26 protein-coding genes and 2 riboswitches are annotated in these 22,545 nt (G+C 69.3%); of the genes, 9 read left to right on the forward strand and 17 right to left on the reverse strand.

Translation table 11 applies throughout. The features are described 5' to 3' along the window. Positions 1 to 45: 45 nt before the first annotated feature. Together gcvH and gcvT are read right to left on the reverse strand one after the other, a co-directional pair. Positions 46 to 411: a glycine cleavage system protein GcvH gene (gene gcvH, locus AC0L6G_RS00285; RefSeq protein ID WP_293824235.1), complete on the reverse strand. Its 366-nt coding sequence runs from the start codon at positions 409 to 411 to the stop codon at positions 46 to 48. Positions 412 to 580: 169 nt separating this feature from the next. Then, complete coding sequence (gcvT, locus tag AC0L6G_RS00290) at positions 581 to 1,702, reverse strand: glycine cleavage system aminomethyltransferase GcvT (protein WP_473252702.1); 1,122 nt, start codon at positions 1,700 to 1,702, stop codon at positions 581 to 583. A gap of 56 nt (positions 1,703 to 1,758) precedes the next feature. Further along, positions 1,759 to 1,843, reverse strand: a riboswitch (glycine riboswitch). A 4-nt stretch (positions 1,844 to 1,847) separates the two neighbouring features. Beyond that, positions 1,848 to 1,945, reverse strand: a riboswitch (glycine riboswitch). A gap of 105 nt (positions 1,946 to 2,050) precedes the next feature. Between gcvT and AC0L6G_RS00295 the strand changes: the two genes are divergently transcribed. From AC0L6G_RS00295 to AC0L6G_RS00305, 3 genes are all read left to right on the forward strand, one after another. Continuing rightward, on the forward strand, positions 2,051 to 3,091 hold the full coding sequence (locus AC0L6G_RS00295; RefSeq protein WP_473252703.1) for an alpha/beta hydrolase: 1,041 nt from the start codon (positions 2,051 to 2,053) through the stop codon (positions 3,089 to 3,091). Positions 3,092 to 3,243: 152 nt separating this feature from the next. After that, positions 3,244 to 4,209, forward strand: coding sequence for a class 1 fructose-bisphosphatase (locus AC0L6G_RS00300; RefSeq protein WP_473252704.1), 966 nt, complete (start codon positions 3,244 to 3,246; stop codon positions 4,207 to 4,209). After that, on the forward strand, positions 4,209 to 4,841 hold the full coding sequence (locus AC0L6G_RS00305; RefSeq protein WP_473252705.1) for a nicotinamidase: 633 nt from the start codon (positions 4,209 to 4,211) through the stop codon (positions 4,839 to 4,841). The genes AC0L6G_RS00300 and AC0L6G_RS00305 overlap by 1 nt, the downstream gene beginning before the upstream one ends. 66 nt (positions 4,842 to 4,907) lie before the next feature. On the opposite strand, the gene AC0L6G_RS00310 is transcribed toward AC0L6G_RS00305, so the two are convergent. The 9 genes from AC0L6G_RS00310 to xseA all read right to left on the reverse strand — a co-directional run bounded on the left by AC0L6G_RS00310 (position 4,908) and on the right by xseA (position 12,695). After that, entirely contained in the window at positions 4,908 to 5,921 is a 1,014-nt protein-coding gene (locus tag AC0L6G_RS00310; protein WP_473252706.1) for an adenosine deaminase, read from the reverse strand. Beyond that, positions 5,918 to 6,337 carry a type II toxin-antitoxin system VapC family toxin gene (locus AC0L6G_RS00315; RefSeq protein WP_473252707.1) on the reverse strand — a complete coding sequence of 140 codons (420 nt, stop codon included), beginning with the start codon at positions 6,335 to 6,337 and terminating at the stop codon, positions 5,918 to 5,920. Before AC0L6G_RS00315 ends, AC0L6G_RS00310 begins: the two co-directional genes overlap by 4 nt. Next, positions 6,334 to 6,585 carry a FitA-like ribbon-helix-helix domain-containing protein gene (locus AC0L6G_RS00320; protein ID WP_291536088.1) on the reverse strand — a complete coding sequence of 84 codons (252 nt, stop codon included), beginning with the start codon at positions 6,583 to 6,585 and terminating at the stop codon, positions 6,334 to 6,336. The genes AC0L6G_RS00315 and AC0L6G_RS00320 overlap by 4 nt, the downstream gene beginning before the upstream one ends. 47 nt (positions 6,586 to 6,632) lie before the next feature. Further along, complete coding sequence (gene argS, locus AC0L6G_RS00325) at positions 6,633 to 8,435, reverse strand: arginine--tRNA ligase (protein ID WP_293824249.1); 1,803 nt, start codon at positions 8,433 to 8,435, stop codon at positions 6,633 to 6,635. Further along, positions 8,435 to 9,124 (reverse strand): Tat pathway signal sequence domain protein, encoded by a 690-nt coding sequence (locus AC0L6G_RS00330; protein WP_293824251.1) that lies wholly within the window; start codon positions 9,122 to 9,124, stop codon positions 8,435 to 8,437. The genes argS and AC0L6G_RS00330 overlap by 1 nt, the downstream gene beginning before the upstream one ends. 111 nt (positions 9,125 to 9,235) lie before the next feature. Beyond that, on the reverse strand, positions 9,236 to 9,679 hold the full coding sequence (locus AC0L6G_RS00335) for a PaaI family thioesterase (protein ID WP_293824253.1): 444 nt from the start codon (positions 9,677 to 9,679) through the stop codon (positions 9,236 to 9,238). Between the two features lie 72 nt (positions 9,680 to 9,751). Then, the gene (locus tag AC0L6G_RS00340; RefSeq protein WP_291536084.1) at positions 9,752 to 10,318 is read right to left on the reverse strand and encodes a DUF3035 domain-containing protein; all 567 of its coding nucleotides are present in this window, start codon (positions 10,316 to 10,318) and stop codon (positions 9,752 to 9,754) included. A gap of 71 nt (positions 10,319 to 10,389) precedes the next feature. After that, positions 10,390 to 10,896 carry a signal peptidase II gene (lspA, locus tag AC0L6G_RS00345; RefSeq protein WP_291536083.1) on the reverse strand — a complete coding sequence of 169 codons (507 nt, stop codon included), beginning with the start codon at positions 10,894 to 10,896 and terminating at the stop codon, positions 10,390 to 10,392. A 209-nt stretch (positions 10,897 to 11,105) separates the two neighbouring features. Next, complete coding sequence (gene xseA / locus AC0L6G_RS00350) at positions 11,106 to 12,695, reverse strand: exodeoxyribonuclease VII large subunit (RefSeq protein WP_473252708.1); 1,590 nt, start codon at positions 12,693 to 12,695, stop codon at positions 11,106 to 11,108. A gap of 64 nt (positions 12,696 to 12,759) precedes the next feature. Here xseA and AC0L6G_RS00355 point away from each other — a divergent pair, with 64 nt between their 5' ends. The 5 genes from AC0L6G_RS00355 (at position 12,760) to AC0L6G_RS00375 (ending at position 15,203) form a co-directional block, all read left to right on the forward strand. Further along, positions 12,760 to 12,921, forward strand: a complete 162-nt coding sequence (locus AC0L6G_RS00355) for a hypothetical protein (protein WP_293824257.1) — start codon at positions 12,760 to 12,762, stop codon at positions 12,919 to 12,921. Positions 12,922 to 12,930: 9 nt separating this feature from the next. Beyond that, positions 12,931 to 13,359, forward strand: coding sequence for a PRC-barrel domain-containing protein (locus tag AC0L6G_RS00360; RefSeq protein WP_293824259.1), 429 nt, complete (start codon positions 12,931 to 12,933; stop codon positions 13,357 to 13,359). Between the two features lie 73 nt (positions 13,360 to 13,432). After that, positions 13,433 to 14,707 (forward strand): phosphoribosylamine--glycine ligase, encoded by a 1,275-nt coding sequence (gene purD / locus AC0L6G_RS00365; protein ID WP_293824261.1) that lies wholly within the window; start codon positions 13,433 to 13,435, stop codon positions 14,705 to 14,707. A 32-nt stretch (positions 14,708 to 14,739) separates the two neighbouring features. After that, positions 14,740 to 14,937: a CopG family transcriptional regulator gene (locus AC0L6G_RS00370; RefSeq protein ID WP_293824263.1), complete on the forward strand. Its 198-nt coding sequence runs from the start codon at positions 14,740 to 14,742 to the stop codon at positions 14,935 to 14,937. Beyond that, a complete protein-coding gene (locus AC0L6G_RS00375; protein ID WP_293824265.1) occupies positions 14,928 to 15,203 on the forward strand; it encodes a type II toxin-antitoxin system RelE/ParE family toxin in 276 nt (91 codons plus the stop codon). The genes AC0L6G_RS00370 and AC0L6G_RS00375 overlap by 10 nt, the downstream gene beginning before the upstream one ends. 3 nt (positions 15,204 to 15,206) lie before the next feature. On the opposite strand, the gene AC0L6G_RS00380 is transcribed toward AC0L6G_RS00375, so the two are convergent. From AC0L6G_RS00380 to AC0L6G_RS00405, 6 genes are all read right to left on the reverse strand, one after another. Next, positions 15,207 to 15,899 carry a murein L,D-transpeptidase catalytic domain family protein gene (locus tag AC0L6G_RS00380; RefSeq protein WP_293824267.1) on the reverse strand — a complete coding sequence of 231 codons (693 nt, stop codon included), beginning with the start codon at positions 15,897 to 15,899 and terminating at the stop codon, positions 15,207 to 15,209. A gap of 327 nt (positions 15,900 to 16,226) precedes the next feature. Continuing rightward, positions 16,227 to 17,243: a tetraacyldisaccharide 4'-kinase gene (lpxK, locus tag AC0L6G_RS00385; RefSeq protein WP_293824269.1), complete on the reverse strand. Its 1,017-nt coding sequence runs from the start codon at positions 17,241 to 17,243 to the stop codon at positions 16,227 to 16,229. Continuing rightward, the gene (locus tag AC0L6G_RS00390; protein ID WP_293824270.1) at positions 17,240 to 18,535 is read right to left on the reverse strand and encodes a 3-deoxy-D-manno-octulosonic acid transferase; all 1,296 of its coding nucleotides are present in this window, start codon (positions 18,533 to 18,535) and stop codon (positions 17,240 to 17,242) included. Before AC0L6G_RS00390 ends, lpxK begins: the two co-directional genes overlap by 4 nt. Beyond that, on the reverse strand, positions 18,532 to 19,215 hold the full coding sequence (locus AC0L6G_RS00395; protein ID WP_293824272.1) for a lysophospholipid acyltransferase family protein: 684 nt from the start codon (positions 19,213 to 19,215) through the stop codon (positions 18,532 to 18,534). The genes AC0L6G_RS00390 and AC0L6G_RS00395 overlap by 4 nt, the downstream gene beginning before the upstream one ends. A 178-nt stretch (positions 19,216 to 19,393) precedes the next feature. After that, on the reverse strand, positions 19,394 to 21,220 hold the full coding sequence (locus tag AC0L6G_RS00400; protein ID WP_473252709.1) for an ABC transporter ATP-binding protein: 1,827 nt from the start codon (positions 21,218 to 21,220) through the stop codon (positions 19,394 to 19,396). A gap of 31 nt (positions 21,221 to 21,251) precedes the next feature. Next, entirely contained in the window at positions 21,252 to 21,788 is a 537-nt protein-coding gene (locus tag AC0L6G_RS00405) for a hypothetical protein (RefSeq protein ID WP_293824276.1), read from the reverse strand. 87 nt (positions 21,789 to 21,875) lie between these two features. On the opposite strand from AC0L6G_RS00405, the gene AC0L6G_RS00410 reads away from it, so the two are divergent. Further along, positions 21,876 to 22,541, forward strand: coding sequence for a protein tyrosine phosphatase family protein (locus tag AC0L6G_RS00410; protein ID WP_293824516.1), 666 nt, complete (start codon positions 21,876 to 21,878; stop codon positions 22,539 to 22,541). Positions 22,542 to 22,545 lie beyond the last annotated feature (4 nt).

Consider the following 22,545-nt stretch of genomic DNA (forward strand, 5'->3'; position numbering starts at 1 on the left):
CGAACGAACTGGGTCTCCGCTTCCGCGGGGATGAGCGGAAGGGGTTCAGAGGGTTTTCAGGAAATCATCGTAGGCGGCCTGATCCATCAGGGCGTCCAGTTCCGAGGCGTCCGACACCTTGATCCTGGCGAACCAGCCGTCGGCTTCGGCGGCCGAGTTGACGGTTTCCGGGGCGGTCGACAGGGCGTCGTTGGCCTCGACCACCTCGCCCGAGACGGGGGCGTAGACGTCCGACGCCGCCTTGACGCTCTCGACGACGGCGAAGCTGTCGCCTTTGGAGACGGTCTTGCCGACTTCCGGGACCTCAACGAACACCACGTCGCCCAGGGCGTCGGCGGCGTGTTTGGAGATGCCGACGGTGGCGATGTCGCCGTCCAGGCTGACCCACTCGTGATCCTTGGTGAACTTCATCTGTCTGTCCTCGGTTGAGCCGCCCGCAAGCGGTTCGATTTCTAAATTCTTCATCCTAGGCCTTGTGCCTAGGATCCAGACTCCCGGTGTTGGAAGTCGTGATCCGATGGCGGCCGTCGGTGTTTATGGATCCTAGGCACAAGGCCTAGGATGACGGATGGGGAAGGCGTTACTTCGGCTTCCGATAATAGCGTTGCGCCACGAAGGGCATGGCGACGACCTCGGCGGCGGCGGTCTTGCCGCGCACGATGACCTTCAACTCCGTGCCCAGACCGGCGAAGGCGGGGGGCACGAAGCCCATGGCGATGTTCTTGCCCAGGGTGGGGGAGGGGCCGCCCGAAGTGACCTTGCCGATGACGTTTCCTTCGGCGTCGGCGATCTCGGCGCCTTCGCGGGCCGGGGCGCCCTCCTTGACGATCAGGCCGACCCGAACGCGAGACGGACCATCGGTCAGTTCCTTCAGGACACGCTCGGCGCCGGCGAAGTCCGCGCGCTCCTTGCGCGACTTCGACAGGGCGAAGGTCAGGGCGCCTTCGACCGGGCTGGTGGTCGGGTCGATGTCGTGACCGTGCAGCGGCAGTCCGGCCTCCAGCCGCAGGCTGTCGCGGGCGCCCAGGCCGATCGGCTTGACGCGGGCGTCTTCCAACAGGGTGTTCCAGATGCGCTCGGCCTGGTCCGCCGGGACCGAAATCTCATAGCCGTCCTCGCCGGTGTAGCCCGAGCGCGACACATAGCAGTCGGCCCCGAACAGCATCAGGCGGGCGCAGTCCATGAAGCCCATCTCGGCCAGGATCGGCTCGTGCGCGGCCATGACCTCGGCGGCTTCCGGCCCCTGGATGGCGATCAGGGCGCGGTCCAGGACCGTCAGCTTGGCGTCCCCTTCCAGGTTCGCGTTCCAGAAGGCGAAGTCCTCATCCTTATTGCCGGCGTTGACGACGACGAACAGGCCGTCGTGATCGGGGCGGCCGGCCATCAGGTCGTCGATGATCCCGCCCTCGGCGTTCAGCAACAGGGAATATTTCTGCCTGCCGGCCTTCAGCACCGCATAGTCGCCGGGCGTGAAACGTTCGAACTGGGCGGTCGCATCCGCGCCGGTGATCTTGCACTGGCCCATGTGCGACACGTCGAACAGGCCGGCGTGTTCGCGGGTCCAGCGGTGTTCGGCCAGGACGCCCCCAAATTCGCCAGCGTACTGGACCGGCATGTCGTAGCCGCCGAAGCCCACCATGCGGGCGCCCAGGCGCCGGTGCGCGGCGTTCAGGGGCGTGGTCTTCAGGGCTTGATCGGTCATGGCTCAGGCTTTCGCGGTCGCGTGTTGTGGCGGAGCTCCGCCGGTCCTCGCGCCCCCGCTGTCCTGAAGCCTGAGAGATTCCGGCGACCAAATCATGTCGCCTTGCTCCGTCGGCGCGCCCGCAAGGGCGGCTTTCCAGCGTCCGTATGCTGTCGCGGTCCGTTTGCCTGAGCGTTTCCGGGGCGGTTGCGCCTTCGGCGTCGAAGACGGTTCCCCATCCTCGATCTCTCCCGCGAGAGCGTTCGACCTAAGGCATCGACTCCAGCGCCAAGTCAAGCGTCGGCGGAACAAGGCCGGCGGGGGCGGGTTGTCGTTCCGAGCCCTCACCCAAACCCCAGGAAGACGAAAATGTCGATAATAGACAAGCTGTTCGGCGGCCACGACAAGTCGCGCGACACCCCCGCCAAACCCGATGGCCCGATGCAGAAGGTGCTGGACGAACTCGCGTCGCTCGGCGGCCAGCCGATCGAGACCCTGACCCCGGCCGAGGCGCGCCGCCAGCCGACCCCGACCGATGCGGTCAACGCCCTGCTGCGCAAGGCCGGGAAGGAGCCGAAGGCCGACGACCTGGGCGTCAACATCACCGACCTGACCATCCCCGGCGCCGCCGGCCAGATCCAGGCCCGCATCTACAAGCCGCATGACCATTCCGAGGACAAGCTGCATCCGGTCGTGGTCTATTTCCACGGCGGCGGCTTCGTCATCGCCGATCTGGACGTCTATGACGGCGGGCCGCGCGGCGTGTCCAAGATGGCCGACGCCATCGTCGTCTCCGTCCACTATCGCCAGGCGCCCGAGCATCATTTCCCCGCCGCCCACGACGACGCCCTGGCCGCCTATCGCTGGGTGCTGGACAACGCCCAGAGCTTCAACGGCGACCCGCAGAAGGTGGCGGTGATGGGCGAGAGCGCGGGCGGCAACCTGGCCATCGGCGTGTCGATGATGGCGCGCGACGCCGGCCTGCCGGCGCCGGTTCATCAGGTGTTGGTCTATCCTGTCGCCGGCGTGGACATGAACACCGAGTCCTATGTCGAAAACGCCGCCGCCAAACCGCTGAACAAGCCGATGATGCAGTGGTTCGTGAAGCACATCTTCGAAAACGAAGGCGACGCCCAGGATCCGCGCGTCAACATCGTCGAAAATGCGGACCTGACCGGCCTGCCGTCGTCGACTGTGATCTGCGCCGAGATCGACCCCTTGCGTTCGGAAGGCGAACTGCTGGCCGAAAGGTTGGAGCAGGCGGGCGTTGAGGTGCGACACAAGACCTTCCACGGTTCGACGCACGAGTTCTTCGGCATGGCCATGGTCGTGCCGGATGCGGCCGCGGCCCAGACCTTCGCCGCCCATGAACTGAAGCGCGCGTTCGGCACGGCGATCCTGCCGATCTGATCCTCGACCACGACATCCGTCATCCTCGGTCTTGTGCCGGTCCCTCGCGCAGGGCCTGGGATGACGGCGGGAGAAGATTGAAGAGGGTTCTTGCGGTCATGCCGTCTGGCCGCCAAGAACGGCGCAACGCTTCAGAGAACCGGACCGACCGCATGACCCGCCCCAGCCTGGACGCCCATATCGCCGCCCTGGACGTGGACGACGGCCTGAAGTCGGTGCTGACCGTCGTGGCCCGGACCTGCGCCGAGATCAGCCGGGTGGTCGCGGGCGGCGCCCTGGTCGGCGCCCTGGGCGCCTCGGGCCGGATCAACGTCCAGGACGAGGAACAGAAGAAGCTGGACGTCATCACCGACGACATGCTGACCCAGGCGTTGCTGGCCTGTCCCGCCATCGCCGGGGTCGCCTCGGAAGAGAAGGACAAGCCTCAGATCGCGTCCAACCCGGACGGCGCCTATCTGGCCCTGTTCGACCCGCTGGACGGCTCGTCCAACATCGACATCAACGCCCCGGTCGGCACCATCGTCTCGGTGCTGAGATCGCCGTCCGCCGCCCCGGTCGAGGCCGACTTCCTGCAACCCGGACGCCGGCAGGTCGCGGCCCTTTACGCCGTCTACGGGCCGCAGACCATGCTGGTGCTGACGACCGGGGCGGGGGTGAAGGGATTCACCCTGGCGCAGGACGGCCAGTGGTTCCTGACGCACGACGCCATCGCCATTTCGCCCGAGACCCGGGAGTTCGCGATCAACGTCTCGAACCAGCGTCATTGGGCCGAGGGGGTGCAACGCTATGTCGAAGGCCTGCTGAAGGGGGCGGACGGTCCGCGCGGCAAGAACTTCAACATGCGCTGGGTCGCGGCCATGGTGGCGGACGTGCACCGCATCCTGATGCGCGGCGGCGTCTTCATCTATCCCTGGGATCGGCGCGAGCCGAACAAACCGGGCAAGCTGCGCCTGATGTACGAGGGCAATCCGATGGCCCTGCTGGTCGAACAGGCGGGCGGAAAGGCGACGACCGACGGGGTGCAGCCCATTCTGGACGTCCAGCCGGAACAGCTGCACCAGCGCATTCCGGTCGCCCTGGGCTCGGCCAATGAGATCGACGCCCTGGCCGCCGCCTGATGGACATTCGGGCGACGGACGCGCTTCTGGTCATCGATCCGCAGAACGACTTCTGCGAGCGCGGGGCCCTGGCGGTCGACGGCGGGACGGCGACCATGCCGCTGATCGTAAGACTGGCCGAACGGTTCGACCGGGTGATCGTCACCCAGGACTGGCACACGCCGGACCAGATCAGTTTCGCCTCCAACCATCCGGGCGCGGCGCCGTTCACGGAGATCGACGTCGCCTATGGACGCCAGCGGCTGTGGCCCGACCATTGTCTGCAGGGATCGCCGGGCGCTGACTTCCACTCGGACGCCGCTCCTGCGGTCCGCAAGGCGCTGGCGGTGATCCGCAAGGGCTACAATCCGGCGGTCGACAGCTATTCGGGCTTCTTCGAGAACGACCGCCGCACGTCGACGGGATTAGCGGGTTTATTGCGCGCGCTCGGCGTGACTCGCGTCTTCCTGGCGGGCCTGGCCTTCGACTACTGCGTCCGCTTCACCGCCGAGGACGCAATGCGCGAAGGCTTCGAGGCCGTTGTGATCTCCGACGCCAGCCGCGCCATCGCGCCCGACACGACGGCTGCGGCGCGCGACAGCTTCCGCGCGCTGGGCGTGACGGAGATCGAGGCCGGGTCGCTCCTCGGCTGACCCCATCCTTTCGTCATTCCCGGTCTCGCTGCGCTCGCCGGAGGATGACGAAAGGAAGAAGCAGGCTCAGCCCGCCTTCGCGTACGCCTCGACTTCCGCCAGATACGCCGCCTTCTCCGCCTCGGGCAGGAACGAACCTGCGAAGCTGTTCCTGGCCATCTGCGTCACCTGATCCTTTGTCAGGCCGACCGCCCTGGCCAATCGGATGTAGTTGTCGTTCACATAGCCGCCGAAATAGGACGGGTCGTCGGAGTTCAGGGTGACGTGCAGCCCCCGCCGCAGCATCTCGGGCACAGGGTGGTCCTTCAGGTCGTTCACCACGCACAGCTTCAGGTTGGACAACGGGCAGACCGTCAGGGTCATGCCCTCGCGCGCCAGCCGCTCCACCAGGGCCGCGTCCTCCATCGAACGATTGCCGTGGTCCATCCGGTCGATGTGCAACAGGTCCAGCGCCTCGTGCACATAGGCGGGCGGGCCTTCCTCGCCCGCATGGGCGCACAGTTTCAGGCCCAGGTCGCGGGCGGCGGCGAAGACGCGCTGGAACTTGGACGGCGGATGGCCGACCTCGGACGAATCCAGTCCCACGCCGATGAAATGATGCAGATACGGCTTGGCCGCCTCCAGCGTCGCGAAGGCCTCGTCCTCGGTCAGATGGCGCAGGAAGCTCAGGATCAGGCCCGAGGACACGCCCAGTTCGGCCCTGGCCCGGTCCATGCCCGCGATCAGCCCCTCGACCACCACGCCGAACGGCACGCCGCGATCCGTATGCGTCTGGGGATCGAAGAAGATTTCGGCGTGGCGCACATTGTCGGCCGCCGCACGCCGGAAATAGGCGAAGGCCAGATCCTCGAAGTCCTGGCGCGTCAGCAGGACGGCGGCGCCGGCGTAATAGATGTCCAGAAAATCCTGCAGGTTCGAGAAGTCATAGGCCGCCCGCACGGCCTCGACGCTGTCGTAGGGAATGGAGACGCCGTTCCGCCGCGCCAGTTCGAACATCAGTTCCGGCTCCAGAGACCCTTCGATGTGCAGGTGCAGTTCCGCCTTGGGCAGGCCGGCGATGTAGGCGTCGAGGTCAGTCATGCAATGTTCGGAGCTAGAAGTCTGAGGTCGGCGGTAGAGACCGAAGAGGCCTTCACCTTTCGAAGCAATGTCTTGTCCTGGGTGATCAGGGGCACGCGGCGACTTTCGGCCAGGGCGAGATAGAAGCAATCGTATGCGGGGTGTTTCAGATCGATCGCCAGGGCCATCGCCCGGTCCGCCATGTCCTGAGACGGGACCAGCTCCACGCCCAGATGCGGCAGGGTCATCAGCGCGGTTTCCGCCTCGGATCGCAGGATGCGGCCCAGTTGGACGTTCTTCCAGAAGGCGTTGACGCATTCACTGACCAGCGGATCGGGAGCCACGCAGAACTCCGACGCGATCAGCATTCTGGCGGCGTCGCTTTCGGCTTCGGGCAATAGGCAGGTGATGACGACGCTGGCGTCGACGACGATCACCGCGAGTCCCGATCTTCTCGAATGAGGTCCACAGAGCTGGGCAAGGGCTCGCCGCCGCGTCGAGCCAGGATCGCGGCCCGCAAGGCGTCCGCACGGTTCAGCCAGGCCTGCTTGTCCTCGCCGCCGAAAGCCTGTTCCAGCACCGCGCGATGCTCCGCCTCGGCAGAGCGTCCGTTTGCGGCGGCGCGGGCCTTCATGCGTCGCGTGATTTCGTCGGGCACGTTGCGGACATGGAGATTGGCAGGCATTGGCGCACTCCTCTGCTAGCAGATATAGCACGCGAGGCTTTCTGTCGCTACATCCGCTCCGGCGTGTCGACGCCCAGCAGGTTCAGGGCGATTTCCAGCTGGCGCAGCGCTGCGGCCGACAGGGCCAGGCGCGAACGCCGGGTCGCCTCGTCCGGCGCGACCAGAACGGGGCAGGCGGCGTAGAACTTCGAGAAGGCCTGGGCCGTGCGATAGGCGTGTTCGGCCACCAGGTGCGGCATCCGCTTGTCGTAGGCGTCCGCCGCAGCCGTCGAGAAGGCGTCCAGCGTCAGGGCCAGGTCGCGTTCGGCCGGTTCGGCGATGACGATGGGGCCGGGGCTCACGCCCTGGTCGACGGCCTTCCTCAGCAGGGATTTGATCCGCACCGCCTGGTACAGCAGATACGGCCCGGTCTTGCCCTCGAAGCTCATGAACCGGTCCAGATCGAAGACGTAGCTGGTGGTGCGCGCGTTCGACAGGTCGGCGAACTTCAGGGCGGCGATGGCCACCTTGTGGGCGATGGTTTCGAACTCTTCGGCCGACAGATCGTCGCCCAGTTTCGCCTCGTGCAGACGCTCGCGCGCCTTGGCGGTCGCCTGGTCGATCAGGTCGCGCAGTTTCAACACCCCGCCCGCGCGGGTCTTGAACGGCTTGCCGTCCTGGCCGTTCATGGTGCCGAAGCCCAGATGCTCCAGCGACTTTTCGGGGGCGTAGCCGGCCAGATAGGCGGCGCGGAACACCTGTTCGAAATGTTCGGCCTGACGCTCGTCCACGACGTAAAGGATCAGGTCGGGCGACAGGGTCTTCTTGCGGTCCAGGATGGTGGCCAGGTCGGTCGTGCCGTACATGGCCGAGCCTTCCGAACTGATGACCAGCAGCGGCGGGGGCGACGGCGCCTCGATCACCGAGCCGTCGGCCAGCTTCTTCTTGCGGGTCTCGCCAGGCCTGGCGACATGGACCACCTGGGCGCCGTCGTCCTCGACCAGCAGGCCGGCGTCCTTCAGATGCGCCAGCATCTCCGGCATCAGGGGATCGGCGTCGCTCTCGCCGTTCCACAGGTCGAAATCGACCGACAGGTCGCCGTATTCGCGCTTCAGCGCCTCGCGGCTGACCGCCACGAAATGCCGCCACAGGGCGCGATAGCCGGGGCGGCCGTTCTGCAATTCCGCCGTCGCCTTGCGCGCGCGGTCGCGAAAGGCGGGGTCTTCCTTGGCCTTGCCGGCCGCCAGCGGATAGAGGCGGTCCAGATCGGCCAGGGTCACGGGGCTGTCGGCCGGGAAGGGGCCGTCGCCCTCGACCATGAAGGCGTCGGCCAGGTTCTCGTCGCCGCAGGCGACGATCAGCAGCCCCATCTGGAAGCCCCAGTCGCCGAAATGGGCGTCGCCGGTCACATGGTCGCCGCGGAAGCGGAACAGCCGCTTCAGGCTCTCGCCGATGATGGCGCTGCGCAGATGGCCGACGTGCATCGGCTTGGCCACGTTCGGTCCGCCGTAGTCGATGACCACGCGGCGCGGGTCGGCGACGATGGCGGCGCCCGCATGGGCTTCGTCGGCGGCGACCTCTTCGGCGCGTTGGGCCAGGGCCGCGTCGGCGATCTTCAGATTGATGAAGCCGGGGCCGGCGACATCGACCGAGGCCAAGCGGGGATCGGCGACCAGGCGTTCGGCGACCCTGCCGGCCAGTTCGCGCGGATTGGCCTTCAGCGCCTTGGCGGCGGCCAGGGCGCCGTTGGACTGGAAGTCGGCCAGGTCGGGCCGGTCGGACGGGGTGACGCGGGCCAGGGCCGCGTCCACGCCTTCGGCGGCGAAGGCGGCGCCGACCGCTTCGCCGAGAACGGTCTTCAGGTCGGCCATTATGGGTTCGGCGTGCTGGTCGGGGCGGGAGCGGCGGGGGCCGCGCCGGCGTTGACGCGGAAGCGGCTGCCCGAACGGTTGAATTCGGCCATTTCCGGCGTCACGTCGAAACCGACCAGGATTTCGAAATTGCCTCCGCTTGTCGTGGCCTCGGCGCGCGGGATGACGATGGTGCGCTCCTCGGTCACGGAGGCCGTGCGCTGTCCCTGGAAGTTCACCGGGAGGTCGAAATATTCCTTGGACAGGATGGCGGTGTTCCGCTCCGTCACCGCGATCCAGTAACGATAGGTGCGCTGGTCGCCGGCGGCCTGGGCCCCGCGCCCCAGGTTGAACAGCACGTTCATATCCACCCGGATGGGGTCGTCCTCGCGATATTCGCAGTCGGAGGACACGCCTTCGATCTCGCCGGTATAGCCGACGTTGGCCACAGCGGCTCGGCCGCCTTCCAGCTCGACATAGCGGGCGGCGTCGTACAGCACCTTCACATAGGGGCAGGGACCGGCGTTGGCGCGGCGGCGCAAGGGGGCGATGCGGGGCGCGCGGCGCGGGGCGTCTTCCTCGCCCGACGCCTGCTGCTGGCCGCTGGACCCGCGGTCGCGCTGGCGTTGCGAGGTCTGGGCCTCGGCGGCGACCGGCAGGACGGAGGCCGCGATCGAGAAGGCGGCCAGGGCGGTGAGGACGCGACGCATCAGCTTATATTTCCGACAGCGAAAGGGGGCGCGCCACGATCGGCGGCCGACCGTTGAACGCTCGCCGCTGATAGCGGCTAAAGCGAGGCGCGGCAAACGCTTGCTGGCCGCCTATAGCTCCATCACCAGGCAGGTGGAGGTCGCGGTGGCGTACAGCCGCCCGTCCAGCCCCCGCAGATCGGCCTCGGCGAAGGCGGTGCGGCGGCCGGCCTGGACGATCCGCCCCTCGGCGCGAACCGGCGTGCCGGCGCTCAACGCCTTGTGGAAGACGGTCTTCAGCTCCAGCGTCGTATAGGTCTGGCCTGGCCGCAGCGTCGAATGGACCACGCAGCCGCAGGCCGAATCCAGCACGGTGGCGATCCAGCCGCCATGCACCGATCCCAGGGGATTGTAGACGGCCGTCGTCGGCACGGCCTCGAACGCCACGCGGCCTTCCTCCACCTCGGTCAGGTCGAATCCCACCGTGCGCGCGATCGGGGCGACGAATCCGCCGCTCAGGCCCAGGCGCAGCTGTTCGACCCCGGACAGGGCGGCGATGTCGAGGGCTTCGGTCATGCAAACGGCTCCAGCAGGTCCGTTTACAATAAGGACGGACGCCGCCGTGGCAAGCGTCCGTTCCGGCGTCGCTTAGAGGCCGGGCAGTTTAAAGCCCGAGCTGCGGCGCGGCTGGATGGTGATGGCCTGACGGCCGCCGGTCAGGGCCTGCAGGCGCTCGGCCTCGGTGGCGGCGTCGACGGTCTTCTGGCCCTCGGCGGTCTGGCGAACCGTCGGGGCCTGGGTCGAGGGGTCGTCCTTGCGCCAGAACATCAGCCGGTTGGCGAAACTTTCGTCCTTGTGCGCCAGGTCGCCGAACTCGTCGTCGACGACATAGCGGGCCAGGGGGTCGGCCTGTTCGCCGCCGGCCTGCGCCACCAGCGCCTGCTCGCCCGGCGTGCGGGTCACGGCCTGGCGCTGGCCCAGCAGGATCTGGCGCGCGGCGCTTTCGGGAGCCAGTTCCTGCGGGCGCGGCTGGCCGGGCGCGGGCGGGCGCAGGCCGTATTCCGGCGGCACGCTGAGCGGGGCGGTCGAGACGGTGACGAATTCGTCCGGCACCACCTTGGTCAGGCCGATGCCTTGCTTCAGTCCGCCGCACGCCGAGACGGCCAGGGCGGAGGAGGCGACGAGGGTCAGGACGGCGACGCTGCGGATACGCATGGTTTCAGGCTCTGGTCGGCTGATGCACGAAACGCCGCGCGGGCGTCATGGGCATAGTGAAGACGGGGTGATTACGACTTTTCGGGGGCCGCGCCAACCTTGCCGGGTTTGTCTGACATCAGGCTGTCCAGAATCAGCAGGATCACGCCGATGGTGATGGCGCTGTCGGCGACGTTGAAAACCCAGGGAAAGACGCCCGTGCCCGAGAAGTCGATGAAATCCACCACATAGCCGAAGCGGATGCGGTCGATCACATTGCCGAGCGCGCCGCCCATGACGAAGCCGATGGCGGTGATCAGCAGACGGCGATCCGCCTTGGTCGCCCACCAGGCCAGCCCCGCCGAGACGATGACCGAGAAGACGGCCAGGCCCCAGCGCGCTTCGCCGCCGCCGAACAGGCCGAAGCTGACGCCGGTGTTCTCGACCCAGCTGAAGTTCAGGATCGGCGGCAGGATGGGGATGCGCCCGACCTCGTGCAGCGTCAGGCCGCCGATGACCCAGGCCTTGGTCGCCTGGTCCAGCAGGATGATCAGAAGCGCGAAGACATAGGCGGCGGCGGCGAGGCGGGTGATCTTCATGCCGGGCCGGTTAGCAGGAAGCGCAGCCGGGACGAAGCGGAAAACGGCCGTCACCTGCCGCCCGGTCGTCATTCCGCGGCTGAGCGAAGCGAAGAACCCGGAACCCAGGGCCGCACTCGAGCTGTCCGATGCATTGGGCGCCGGATGCACGCCTCCTGGGTTGCGGGTTCGTCCTGCGGACGCCCCAGAATGACGGTCGGCGACAGAAATTAGAACAGGCTTCCCTGACCCGCCGCCGGCGGCTTCGGTTTCGCCGGCGGACGCGGCGAAGCCGGCCGGGGATCGCCCTCGATGACGGCCGGGCGGGCGCCGTCGCCGAACACCAGCCGGACCGCCTGACCCGTCTCCAGCGCGGAGGCCGAGGTGATCCAGCCGCCGTCGGCATTCTCGACGCGGGCGAATCCCGGCTTGGGTCGGCCGGGATCCAGGGTGGCCAGGGCCCGCGACAGGCCCGCCAGACGGTCGGCTTCCCGCTCCATCCGGCGCGGCATGACGCTGTCCAGCCGCGCGCCGAGGGCGTCCAGCCGCGCCTCGCGCTGGTCCAGCCGCCGGTGCAGCGGTTCGGGCGACAGCCGGGCCGACACCTGCAACAGCCGCCGCTCGCCGCGCGCCACCCCCGCCTGAAGGGCCGCGCCCAGCCGGTCGCCGGCGCCGCGCAGCCGGTCCCGCCCCCGCTCGATCCGTGTGCGCAGCAGGGCGGGGCTCAGCTTGCCGCCCGCGACGGCCAGATGCCGCTCGTGCAGGGCGACGTTGCGTTGCAGCCCCGATCCCAGCCGGCTCGACACGTGGTCCAGCCGCTGCTGCGCCAAAGCCAGCAGGTCCTCGGGCCGGGCCGGAAGGCCGCGCGCCACGGCCCGCAGCCGCGTGCGCCGATCCTCGATCAGCCGCCCGCCCGCCTGGACCATGCGCCGGTCCAGGTCCGCCACGGCGTAGCGAAGGTCCGCCAGCACCGGCGTCGCCATTTCGGCCGCGCCGGTCGGGGTCGGCGCGCGCCGATCCGACACGAAGTCGATCAGGGTGGTGTCCGTTTCGTGCCCGACGGCCGAAATGACCGGGATGCGCGCCGCCGCCACCGTGCGGGCCAGCCCCTCGTCGTTGAAACACCACAGGTCCTCGACCGACCCGCCGCCGCGCGCCACGATCAGCAGGTCGGGGCGGGGGACGAGACCGCCCTCCGTCATGCCGTCGAAGCCGCGAATCGCATTCGACACCTGGCCGCAGGCCGTGTCGCCCTGGACCATCACCGGCCAGACGATGACCCGGCAGGGCCAGCGCTCGGCGATCCGGTGCAGCACGTCGCGGATCACCGCGCCGGTGGGGCTGGTGATCACGCCGATGACGGCGGGAAAGGCGGGCAGGGGCTTCTTGCGGGCCGGATCGAACAGGCCTTCCTGGCGCAGCCGGACCTTCAGCCGCTCCAACTGGGCCAGGAGGGCGCCGGCCCCCGCCGCCTCCATGCTCTCGATCACGATCTGATAGGACGAGCGCGCCGGATAGGAGGTGATCTTGCCGGTGACGACGACCTCCAGCCCCGCCTCGGGCTGGACGCCGAGGCCGCGCGTCGATCCCTTCCACACCACGCCGTCGATGGCGGACTTGTCGTCCTTCAGCGTCAGATAGATATGGCCCGAGGCGTGGCGGTTGACCTTGGAGATCTCGCCCCGCAGCCGCACATGGCCGAATCGATCCTCCAGCGTCCGCTTCAGCGCGAACGACAGTTCCGAGATCGACAGCGGCGGATTGTTGTCGCGCGGGGCGGGGGCTTGGGCCGGACCTTCGAAAACATAGTCGTCGCTCATCGGGGCATTCTAGCCTGCGTCGATGCGTCCGGGAACGGGGGCCGCGGCGCCTCGTTGGGTCCTCATGGCCGCCGATCCCCCAGGCACCGATCCGTCCGACCAGGACCCTCGCGAGCGCGATCTGCGCCGCCGCGCGGGCGAGGGCGGCGCCATGAGCCCGTGGCTGATCGTCGGCGGCATCGCCCTGCTGGGTCTGGCCGCCTACGTCGTTTTCGCCCTGTTTTAAGGAGATTCCATGAACCGCCTTGTCCCGTTCGCCGCCGTCCTGTGCCTGGCCGGAGCCGCCGCCTGTTCGGACCGCGACGACGACGTGGTCCAGGCGCCGGCGCCGGGGGCTGCGCCTGCGCCTCTGCCCGACCGTCGGGCCGACGCCGCCGCGACCAACGCCGCCCTGGCCTTCGGCATGACGCGCGATCAATTGGAGGACGCCGACCTCTATTCGCGCGCCGACGTCGACCTGGGCGATGTCGAGACCCTGGTGCTGGACGCCTCGGGCGCCCTGACCCATCTGGTGGTCGAGCTGAACGGCCCGGGCGACATGAAGGTGCTGGTTCCGGTCGCCGACGTGGCCCCCGTCGACCGCAACGGCGACAAGGATCTGGTCACGGACCTGACGCCCGGCCAGCTTCAGGCCCTGCCGGCCTGGACGCCGCCCGCGCGCTGATCCAGCGCCGAATTCGGCGTCAAGCCCAACCGGCGCTTGACCGGCCCGCGCGGGCCGGTCATTGCCCGGTCTCATGAACATTCTTCTCGTCGGATCGGGCGGCCGCGAACACGCCTTGGCCTGGAAGATCGCCCAGTCGCCGCTGGTCACGCGCCTGGTGGCGGCGCCCGGCAATCCGGGGATCGAGAAACTGTGCGAACTGCGCGCGGTCAAGGCCGACGACGCCGAGGGGCTGGCGGCCCTGGCGCGCGAGATCCGCGCCGATCTGGTGGTGGTGGGACCGGAAGTGGCGCTGGCCGCCGGCCTGGCCGACCGTCTGGCGGCGGCGGGCGTCCCCTGTTTCGGCCCCACGGCCAAGGCCGCGCAGCTTGAGACGTCGAAAGCCTTCTCCAAGGCGTTCCTGGAACGGCACGACATCCCCACGGCCGGCTACGGGGTCTACGATACGGTCGCGGGCGCCAAGGCGGCGCTGGACGCCTTCCGCCCCCCCTATGTCGTCAAGGCCGACGGCCTGGCCGCCGGTAAGGGCGTGGCCATCAGCCCCGACCGCCCCGACGCCGAGGCCGAGATCGAGCGGATGCTGGGCGGCCGTTTCGGCGCGGCCGGCGCGCGCGTCGTCATCGAGGAGTTCATGGACGGCGAGGAGGGGTCGCTGTTCGCCCTTTGCGACGGCCGCCACGCCCTGCTGTTCGGCGGGGCTCAGGACCACAAGCGCGCCTTCGACGGCGACCTGGGACCGAACACGGGCGGCATGGGCGCCTATTCGCCGGCGCCCGTCTTCACCGCCGATCTGGTGCGCCAGGCCGACGAGCGGATCGTCCAGCCGACCATCCAGAAGATGGCCGAAGAGGGCGCCCCCTATCGCGGCGTCCTCTACGCCGGCCTGATGGCGACCGAGGACGGCCCCAAGGTGGTGGAGTTCAACGCCCGTTTCGGCGACCCGGAATGCCAGGTGCTGATGATGCGGTTCGCCGGCGACATCGTGCCCTATCTGCTGGGCTGCGCGCGGGGCGACGTGTCGGGCCTGCCGGCGCCGGCGTTCAAGCCGCAGACGGTGATCTGCGTGGTCATGGCGGCCAAGGGCTATCCCGACAGCCCGCTGGAAGGCTCCATCATCCGCGGCGCCGATCAGGACTTCGGCCCCCACGTCCAGGTGTTCCACGCCGGCACCAAACGCCGCGACGACGGCCAGCTATGCGCTTCGGGCGGGCGCGTTCTGAACGTCTGCGCTGAGGGCGACGACATCGCCCAGGCCCGCGACCGGGCCTACGCCGCCATCAGGAAGATCGACTGGCCCGGCGGCTTCAACCGTTCGGACATCGGCTGGCGGGCGCTGGAGCGGGGCTGACCGCGCGCCCAGGCTGTGCTAAGGGTCGGGGCATGGTCGAACCCGCTTATCACGACGATGACGACGAGCCGGGCGTCTTCGACATTCCCGACGACGCCGCCGACGAGGCGGCGACCCTGCGCGGCCTGGCGGACGCCGAGGCGGGGCGGGTGGTGGACAACGACACCGTGATGCGGTGGGTCGAGTCTTGGGCCTCGGGCAATCCCCTGCCTAGGCCGAAATGCGGATAGTCGTCTGGACCGATCAGGCTCTGGCCGATCTGGAAGACATCAGCCTGTATATCGCGGACTTCAATCCGGCCGCCGCCGCCCGATTCTTCATCAGGCTGAAAGCCGCCGCAGAAAGCCTGTCGGAATTCGCCGATCGAGGACGACCGGCGATCCACGGCACGCGCGAACTGACGTTGGTGAAGCCCTATCTGATCAGATATGCGGTCAAGGTGGACCATGTCGAGGTCATCACCATCCGCCATTCGGCGCGCAGGCGGGACGGCTGAGCGTCAGGCGGCCGCGTACAGCAGCCGGCCCTCGCCCATGCGTTCGCGCAGGGCGGGCAGGTCGGTGTGGGCGACAGAGAAACAGCCGTAGCTGCGGCCCAGCTTGCCTTCGCGCGCCAGGAAGTCGGGGTCGGCGTAGTCGGCGCCGTGGATGATGATGGCCCGCTCGCGCGCCTTGTCGTTGGTGTATTCCAGCCCGTCCAGCAGCACGTTCGGCCCCTGCTGGCGGCCCCAGTTGGCGCCGGCGGTGGCGTAGGCGCCGACCGAGGACATGTTGGAATCCGGCGTGTTCGAGAACCGCTGGGCGTAGCCGCTGTGGCGGGGGTCCGAGCCGCGACCGTGGCAGGTCCGCAGGACCTTGACCTCGCCAGCGACCAGATCGACCTCGTACAGCCGTTCCTCGCCCGAGAATTTCTGGAAATCGACCAGATACATCCGGTCGCGCAGCGGCAGGTGGCGGTGATGGGTGTCCAGCGCCGTCATGGCCTGTTCCATCAGTTCCTTGCGCACATGGCCGCGCGGGTCCAGCGGCGGCGGCGTCAGGGACGCGGTCTGGATGGTCGGCGATCCGACCTGCGGCGGCGCGACGGGGGTGATGGTCTGGGCCGTGGTCAGCGGCGGGGTTGCGCTGGCGCTGGCGCAACCGGCCAGCATCGCCGATCCGCCCAGGATCAGCCCTCGTCTCGATAGCCGCATGCGACGCCCTCGTTGCGGTTGGTCCGAAGGCAGGGTTGTTTCAAAGCCGGGCGGGCGAGGCAACCTGAGCCTTGTGGGGCATTTTTGCGGCGACGGCCCTGTATGGACGGTCGGATGCGACGGATCGCGCCGAAACCCGCCGCGCCGATGGCGGCGGCGGCGACCGAGGACGCCCGTCAAAGCCCCACGGACGTTGGGGTTTCATCCTAACCGCTGACAACGTTCGTTCAGGTGCGAAGGTTGCAGACGAACCCGATGAACGGCGTTGTGCAGCGCGATAAAACTCTCGTGATCAAGGGGAACCAAGCGCAGAGATAGCGCGTGGCCCTACCGCGCCGCTTGAATCCGCTTGTCAAGGAAGGCGGTGAAGCCCGCCTGATCCTCGAACCGGGCGACGACCGGCCAGGCCGAAACGCCCGCGCGCTGCTCGGGCGTCAGCCGCACCCAGTCCTTCTCCGTCGTCACCAGGCCTGCCTCATAGACGGCCGCGCGGTCGGCCAGGAAGGCCAGGGTGTCGGCGCCATAGGCCGCGTGGTCGGGGAAGGGGACGAAGTCGATCAGGTCGCAGCCCGCCGCCTTCAGCGACCGTTCGACCTTCCACGGCTTGGCGATGCCGGCGAACCCGACCTGCGGTCCGGTCGGGGGCGGGCCTTCGGGCGTCAGGCGGGCCACGAAGACGGGCAGGGCGCCGAACGTCGCCAACAGTTCGGGATCGGCGGTCTCGACGTCGGTCGGCAGCATCACCACCACCGCATCGGCCCGCGCCAGCCCGGCCTTCAGCGGCTCTCGCATGGGGCCGGAGGGAAAGACCGAGCCGTCGCCGAACGGCCATTCGTCGCCGCGCGTCTCGCCGTCCACGACGACCAGGCTGACGGTCTTCTTCAGGGCCGGGTTCTGGTGCCCGTCGTCCAGCACCAGGGTCCGGGCGCCGCCGTGGACCGCCGCCCTGGCCCCTGCGATTCGGTCGCGCGCGATCCAGACCGGCGCCCCTTGCGCCAGCATCAGGGGTTCGTCGCCGACGTCGGCGGCCGTATGCGCGGTCGGATCGACCCGCACCGGCCCCTCCAGCCGCCCGCCATAGCCGCGCGACAGCCCTTGCGTCTCCACGCCGGCCGCCCGCAGCAGACGCAGGATTTCACGCGCGACCGGCGTCTTGCCCGATCCGCCCACCGTCAGATTGCCGACGGAGATCACCGCGCAGCCCGGATCGACCGGCGCGGCCCTGGCGATGCGCCGCGCCGTCACGCCGGCCCAGGCCCAGCCCAGCGGTTTCAGCAGGGTGCGGGTCAGGCGCGCATGGCTGCTGTCGCGCACATACCACCAGCGGGGGGTGTTCAGCTTCATCGTCCGGCCCGCGCCGGCGGGGGCGTCAGCGGCAGCAGCGCAGCCCACAGCCGCTCCAGCCCGCCGCCCGCCTCGGCCGCTGCGCGCCGCGCCCGCTCGCCCATCGCCTTGGCCGCCGCCGGGTCGGCCAGCAACGGCGCGATGGCGCCGGCCAGGTCCGATGGCGCCTGGACCAGGGCCAGACCGCCCGCGCTGCTCAGGGCCGCCGTCACCGGCGCCCAGTTGGAGGCGTCCGGCCCCATGATCGCCGGCCGGCCCAGCCGCGCCGGCTCCAGCGGATTGTGTCCCCCGACCGGCGGCAGGCCCAGGGCCGGGGCGAACGATCCGCCCATGATGACCACATCGGCCAGCCGCAGGAACAGCCCCATCTCGTTCAGGGTGTCGGCCAGATAGATGTCGGTGTCCGGCCCGATCGTTTCCCCGCGCGAGCGCATGGCGAAGGCGTAGCCCTCGCGCGCCAGGCCCTGGGCGATATGCGGCCCCCGCTCCGGGTGGCGCGGCGCCAGGATCAGGCAGATGCGGTCGCCCGGGCCGTCCAGGGCGCGGACGATCGCGATCTCCTCGCCCTCATGGGTGCTGGCGGCCACGACCACCGGGCGGTCGCCGATGGCGGCGGAGAGGCGGCTGAAGGCGGCGGGATCGTGCGGCAGGGCCTCGCCCGAAAGTTTCAGGTTCACCAGCCCGTCGATGCGCGCGCCCATCGCCTCCAGCCGACGGGCCGAGGTCGCGTCCTGGGGCATCACCAAGTCGAACGTCCCCGTCACCGCCCGCGCCGAGGCCGGAAACCGCGCCCAGCCCTGGACCGTCTTCTCGGTCAGGCGCGCGCTGACCAGGGCCAGTTTGACGCCGCGACGATGCGCCTCCAGCAGCAGATTGGGCCACAGTTCGCTCTCGACGAAGACCGCCAGGCTCGGTCGCCAGTGGTCCAGGAACCGCGCGACCACGCCGGGGGCGTCGACCGGCGCATACTGCTGGATCACCCCCGCCGGCAGGCGCTCGGCCAGGACCTGGGCCGAGGTCACGGTGCCGGACGTGACCAGCACCGTCAGGTCCGGCCGCGCCTTGACGAACCGCTCGACCACGGGCAGCAGCGACAGGCTTTCGCCCACGCTGACGCCGTGCAGCCAGATCAGGTCGCCGTCAGGGCGTTCGGTGCGGGTGAAGCCCATCCGTTCGTCCACGCGCACCGGATCCTCCTTGCCCCGCCGGGCGCGCGCGTCCAGCAGGCGCGGCGCCAGCGGCTCCAGCGCGCGGGTCGCCAGCCGATAGGCGATCAGCGGCAGGGGCGTCACGGTTTCAGGCCCGTCATCGCGTCGGCCCGCGCCTCGACGGCGTTCAGCCGGGCCGTCCAGTCGGCGGCCACATCGGCGATCTGGGCCCCGGCGGGGTAGTCGGCCCGGTCCCAGACGATGGCCCCCTTGCCGAAGGGCAGGGGCAGGACGGCGCGGTCCCAGCTGTTCAGCCGGATCGCCGGGCTGCACGACAGGCCGATGAACAGCACCGGCGCCTTGGACAGTTTCGCCAGCAGCGGCAGCCCCTCGGCCATCACATTGGCGGGGCCGCGCGGGCCGTCGGGGGTGATGGCCAGGGCGCCGACCTTCAGCTGCTTCAGCCCGTCGCGCAGGGCCTGCGAACCGCCCTTGGCCATGGCGGCCTTGTCCTTGTTGGCGGACGACCCGCGCACGGCGGGAAAGCCCTGACGCGCGACGGCCTTGGCGATGAATTCCCCGTCCGCCGACAGCGAGATCAGGGCCTTGGCCGGCTGCGCCCGATCCAGCGGCCAGCACGCCGGCGCCAGGCCGATGCGCGAATGCCAGAAGACGCACAGGACGCCGCCGCCCTGGTCCCATACCGCCTCGGCGGCTTCCCGGTTCACATGGGTCCAACGGATGGTGGCGAAACAGAACCGCATCCATTTCGCCAGGGTCCAGGCCAGGGCCGACTGGACGGCGGGATTGCGCAGGGGCCTCACGCGCAGGCCTCTGCTAGACAGAATGCGCCATACTCAAAGCCCGTCATCCTAGGCCTTGTGCCTAGGATCCAGACCCCCGGTGTCTGGCGGCGACGACCCACGTTCAGGCTGCCGTGCTTATGGATCCTAGGCACGAGGCCTAGGATGAAGTCGAAGGGAAGGATGTCGAAATGAGCCCTCACGCCACCGTCCCCACCTCGACCGGCGCGCCGTCCAGCGACTGCTGCCGCGCCAGACGGGCGTAGAGACCGCCCCTGGCCACCAGGGCGTCGTGCGATCCCTGTTCGACCACCTTGCCCGCTTCGATCACATAGATGCGGTCGGCGTTCCTGACGGTCGACAGCCGGTGGGCGATCATCAGGGTGGCGCGGCCGTGCATCAGCCGCTCCAACGCCGCCTGGACCAGGGCCTCGCTCTCGGTGTCCAGGGCGCTAGTGGCCTCGTCCAGCAACAGGATGGGCGCGTCCTTGACGAAGGCGCGGGCGATGGCGATGCGCTGGCGCTGCCCCCCGGACAGACGTAGACCCGCCTCGCCGGCGCGGGTGTCGTAGCCCTGAGGCAGGGCCGTGACGAAGTCATGGGCGGCGGCGGCGCGGGCGGCGGCCTCGATCTGATCCTGCGTCGCGCCCGGCCGGCCATAGGCGATGTTGGCGGCGATGGTGTCGTCGAACAAGAAGGGCTCCTGCGTCACCAGGGCGATATGGTCGCGCAGGTCGTGGATGCGCAGCGCCCTCACGTCGCGGCCGTTGATCGTCACCGCCCCGCCCGTCACGTCGTAGAAGCGCGGCAGCAGGCTCAGGATCGTGCTCTTGCCCCCGCCCGACGGCCCGACCAGGGCCACGGTCTCGCCCGGCGCCACGCGGATCGACACATCCTCCAGCGTCGGCGCGTCCGTCCCGGCATAGGCGAAGGCGACGCGGTCCAGCGCCACCTCGACCGGGCCGGGGGGCAGGGGGGCGGCGTCGGTCGCCTCGCGGATCTCGGGCTGGATGTCCAGGGCGGCGAACAGGCGGCGCGCGGCGGTGAAGCCCTCGCTCATCACCGTGGCCAGGTTCGTCACCTGCCGCAGGGCCTGACCGGCCGCCAGCAGCATCCCGATGAAGGCGGCGAACCCGCCCACCGTCATCTCGCCGGACTGCGCCCGCCACCCGGCGTAGGCCATGACGGCGGCGACCACGACATAGGCCACCAGGTCGCTGGACGGCCCGGCGAAGGCGCGCGCGTCGGCGCCCTTGATGACGTGGCGCTGGCGGCGGGCGATCACCTCGGCGACGCGGTCCTGTTCGGCCGCCTCGCGGTTCTCGATCTTGATCAGGCGAACCCCGTCCAGATTCTCCATCAGGGCGGTGGACAGGTTTTCGGTCTCGGCCATGGCGCCGACGGCGGCTTTGCGCGTCTTGCGCCCGAACCACCGCAGCACCAGCGCCACCAGCGGCACGCCCAGCAACACCACCAGGGTCAGCCGCCAGTCGATGAAGCCCATATAGATCAGCACCGCGATCAGGGTCAGCAGGTTCTGAGTGTAGTTGACCACGCCCGAGGTGAAGGCCTCGCGCACCAGATTGGCGTCGAACAGCACCGACGAGACGAAGCCGCCCGAATGCTGGCTGCGCAGGCGCGCCAGGTCCGCCCGGATCATGGCCCCGAACAGGCGGATCTGGATGTCGCCAACGATGGTGTGGCCCAGCCGGTTGACCAGGGCCGCCTGTCCGATGGCCGCCAGGGTCCGCACCATCGCCACCCCCAGGATGGCGGCCGGGATGACGATCAGGGCCTGGTCGGCGGGAAAGCGGAAACGGTCGAACAGCACGATGGGCTGATCCCCGCCCAGGAACAGGCCGTTCACCGCCGGCTCCAACAGCTTCAGCAGGGCGGCGGTCAACAGGCCCGTCGTCGCCGCGCACAGGATCGACAGGATCAGCGATACCTTGCGGCTGCTCAGATAGTCACGCCAGATCCGCGCCAGCAGGACGCGAAGGGGCATGGAGGGGGCGGGCTCGCTCATCGGCCTTCGGTCGTCCGACCCGCCCCTCGAGTCAAGGCTTGTCGGGCGCCGGAACCAGCGGGCGGCCGGGTTCGTCGGCGCGGATCAGGGTCTCGCCCGGCGCGTCCTCGATCCGGGCCGAGGGGGCGACGGTCGGATTGGATGCATATCGCCGCCCGTCGAACGGCACGGCCGCCTCGTAGCCCTCCACGATCCCGCCGCCCGCGACCTGCACCGCCAGATCGCGCAGGCCATGGCTTTGGCGTTCCAGCAGGCGGATCGGGGCGCGGGCGACGCCGATCTCGCCGATCGAGCGATAGGCTCCGCCCGCGCGGTCCAGCACCAGCAGGCGGCATCCGCCCGATCCGCACCAGTTCGGTCCGGTCAGATAGACGACGGTCATCGCCCCGTCCGGGGTGTTGGCCGCCGTATAGCGGGTGGTGTCCAGCGCATCGTGCGCCCGCTGTCGCAGATAGGCGATCAGGACGGGGTCTTCGGGCGGCGCGGCGGCGGAGGGCGTCTGGGCGGCGGCCCCGGTCGACAGACCGAGGGCGAGGGCGAGGGTGGCGGCGGCGGCTTGGCGTGTCATGGCGGTCCTTGGGTGCGGCGTGAACAATCCAACGCGCGGACGCGGTGTTTGGATGACGCCAGGGTCGCGGCTCGCTATCTGGCGCTCATGGCGCGCTTTGATCTCTCGACCGCGATGGGCCGTTTCCGGGCGCATTGGCACTATTTCTGGGCCGATCACGCCTTCCTGCGCCTGGCCTTTTCCAACGCCCACTGGCTGGGGCCTGATCTGGTGCGCACCAACCAGCCGTCGCCCCGTCAACTGGCCTATTGGAAATCCAAGGGCGTGCGCACGGTCATCAATCTGCGCGGCGAGCGGGACGAGGGCTATTACTGGCTGGAGAAGGACGCCTGCGACCGGCTGGGCCTGACCCTGATCGACGCCCCGCTGGACTCGCGCGATCCGCCTCAGCGCGACCGCGTCCACCGCGCCCGCGACCTGTTCAGGACCATCGAATATCCGGTGCTGATCCACTGCAAGTCCGGGGCGGACCGCGCGGGGATGATGGCGGTCTTCTATCGCCACTTCCACCTGGGCGAGCCGATCTCGGTCGCCATGAAACAGCTGTCCAAGAAATACCTGCACTCGCGCGAGGGCCTGACCGGGGTGCTGGACTACACGCTGGAAAAATACGTCCGCGAAATCGAGCCGAAGGGCGTCAGCTTCATCGACTGGATCGACAGTCCCGACTACGACCCCAAGGCCATCCGCGCCGAGTTCAAGGCCGGCTGGTGGGGCACGCTGCTGACCGACAAGCTGCTGCGGCGGGAGTAGGGGT

This window comes from Brevundimonas sp. D3-1P (assembly GCF_055809335.1).

Bases quoted from the DNA above. Each gene is read 5' to 3' on its own strand.
- AC0L6G_RS00305 (WP_473252705.1), top strand. From the start codon at position 4,209: ATGGACATTCGGGCGACGGACGCGCTTCTGGTCATCGATCCGCAGAAC.
- AC0L6G_RS00300 (WP_473252704.1), top strand. From the start codon at position 3,244: ATGACCCGCCCCAGCCTGGACGCCCATATCGCCGCCCTGGACGTGGAC.
- AC0L6G_RS00360 (WP_293824259.1), top strand. From the start codon at position 12,931: ATGAACCGCCTTGTCCCGTTCGCCGCCGTCCTGTGCCTGGCCGGAGCC.
- AC0L6G_RS00400 (WP_473252709.1), bottom strand. From the start codon at position 21,220: ATGAGCGAGCCCGCCCCCTCCATGCCCCTTCGCGTCCTGCTGGCGCGG.
- AC0L6G_RS00405 (WP_293824276.1), bottom strand. From the start codon at position 21,788: ATGACACGCCAAGCCGCCGCCGCCACCCTCGCCCTCGCCCTCGGTCTG.
- AC0L6G_RS00380 (WP_293824267.1), bottom strand. From the start codon at position 15,899: ATGCGGCTATCGAGACGAGGGCTGATCCTGGGCGGATCGGCGATGCTG.
- AC0L6G_RS00340 (WP_291536084.1), bottom strand. From the start codon at position 10,318: ATGCGTATCCGCAGCGTCGCCGTCCTGACCCTCGTCGCCTCCTCCGCC.
- xseA (WP_473252708.1), bottom strand. From the start codon at position 12,695: ATGAGCGACGACTATGTTTTCGAAGGTCCGGCCCAAGCCCCCGCCCCG.
- gcvH (WP_293824235.1), bottom strand. From the start codon at position 411: ATGAAGTTCACCAAGGATCACGAGTGGGTCAGCCTGGACGGCGACATC.
- argS (WP_293824249.1), bottom strand. From the start codon at position 8,435: ATGGCCGACCTGAAGACCGTTCTCGGCGAAGCGGTCGGCGCCGCCTTC.
- gcvT (WP_473252702.1), bottom strand. From the start codon at position 1,702: ATGACCGATCAAGCCCTGAAGACCACGCCCCTGAACGCCGCGCACCGG.
- purD (WP_293824261.1), top strand. From the start codon at position 13,433: ATGAACATTCTTCTCGTCGGATCGGGCGGCCGCGAACACGCCTTGGCC.
- AC0L6G_RS00375 (WP_293824265.1), top strand. From the start codon at position 14,928: ATGCGGATAGTCGTCTGGACCGATCAGGCTCTGGCCGATCTGGAAGAC.
- AC0L6G_RS00370 (WP_293824263.1), top strand. From the start codon at position 14,740: ATGGTCGAACCCGCTTATCACGACGATGACGACGAGCCGGGCGTCTTC.
- AC0L6G_RS00335 (WP_293824253.1), bottom strand. From the start codon at position 9,679: ATGACCGAAGCCCTCGACATCGCCGCCCTGTCCGGGGTCGAACAGCTG.
- AC0L6G_RS00295 (WP_473252703.1), top strand. From the start codon at position 2,051: ATGTCGATAATAGACAAGCTGTTCGGCGGCCACGACAAGTCGCGCGAC.
- AC0L6G_RS00410 (WP_293824516.1), top strand. From the start codon at position 21,876: ATGGCGCGCTTTGATCTCTCGACCGCGATGGGCCGTTTCCGGGCGCAT.
- AC0L6G_RS00310 (WP_473252706.1), bottom strand. From the start codon at position 5,921: ATGACTGACCTCGACGCCTACATCGCCGGCCTGCCCAAGGCGGAACTG.
- lspA (WP_291536083.1), bottom strand. From the start codon at position 10,896: ATGAAGATCACCCGCCTCGCCGCCGCCGCCTATGTCTTCGCGCTTCTG.
- AC0L6G_RS00320 (WP_291536088.1), bottom strand. From the start codon at position 6,585: ATGCCTGCCAATCTCCATGTCCGCAACGTGCCCGACGAAATCACGCGA.
- AC0L6G_RS00355 (WP_293824257.1), top strand. From the start codon at position 12,760: ATGGCCGCCGATCCCCCAGGCACCGATCCGTCCGACCAGGACCCTCGC.
- lpxK (WP_293824269.1), bottom strand. From the start codon at position 17,243: ATGAAGCTGAACACCCCCCGCTGGTGGTATGTGCGCGACAGCAGCCAT.
- AC0L6G_RS00330 (WP_293824251.1), bottom strand. From the start codon at position 9,124: ATGCGTCGCGTCCTCACCGCCCTGGCCGCCTTCTCGATCGCGGCCTCC.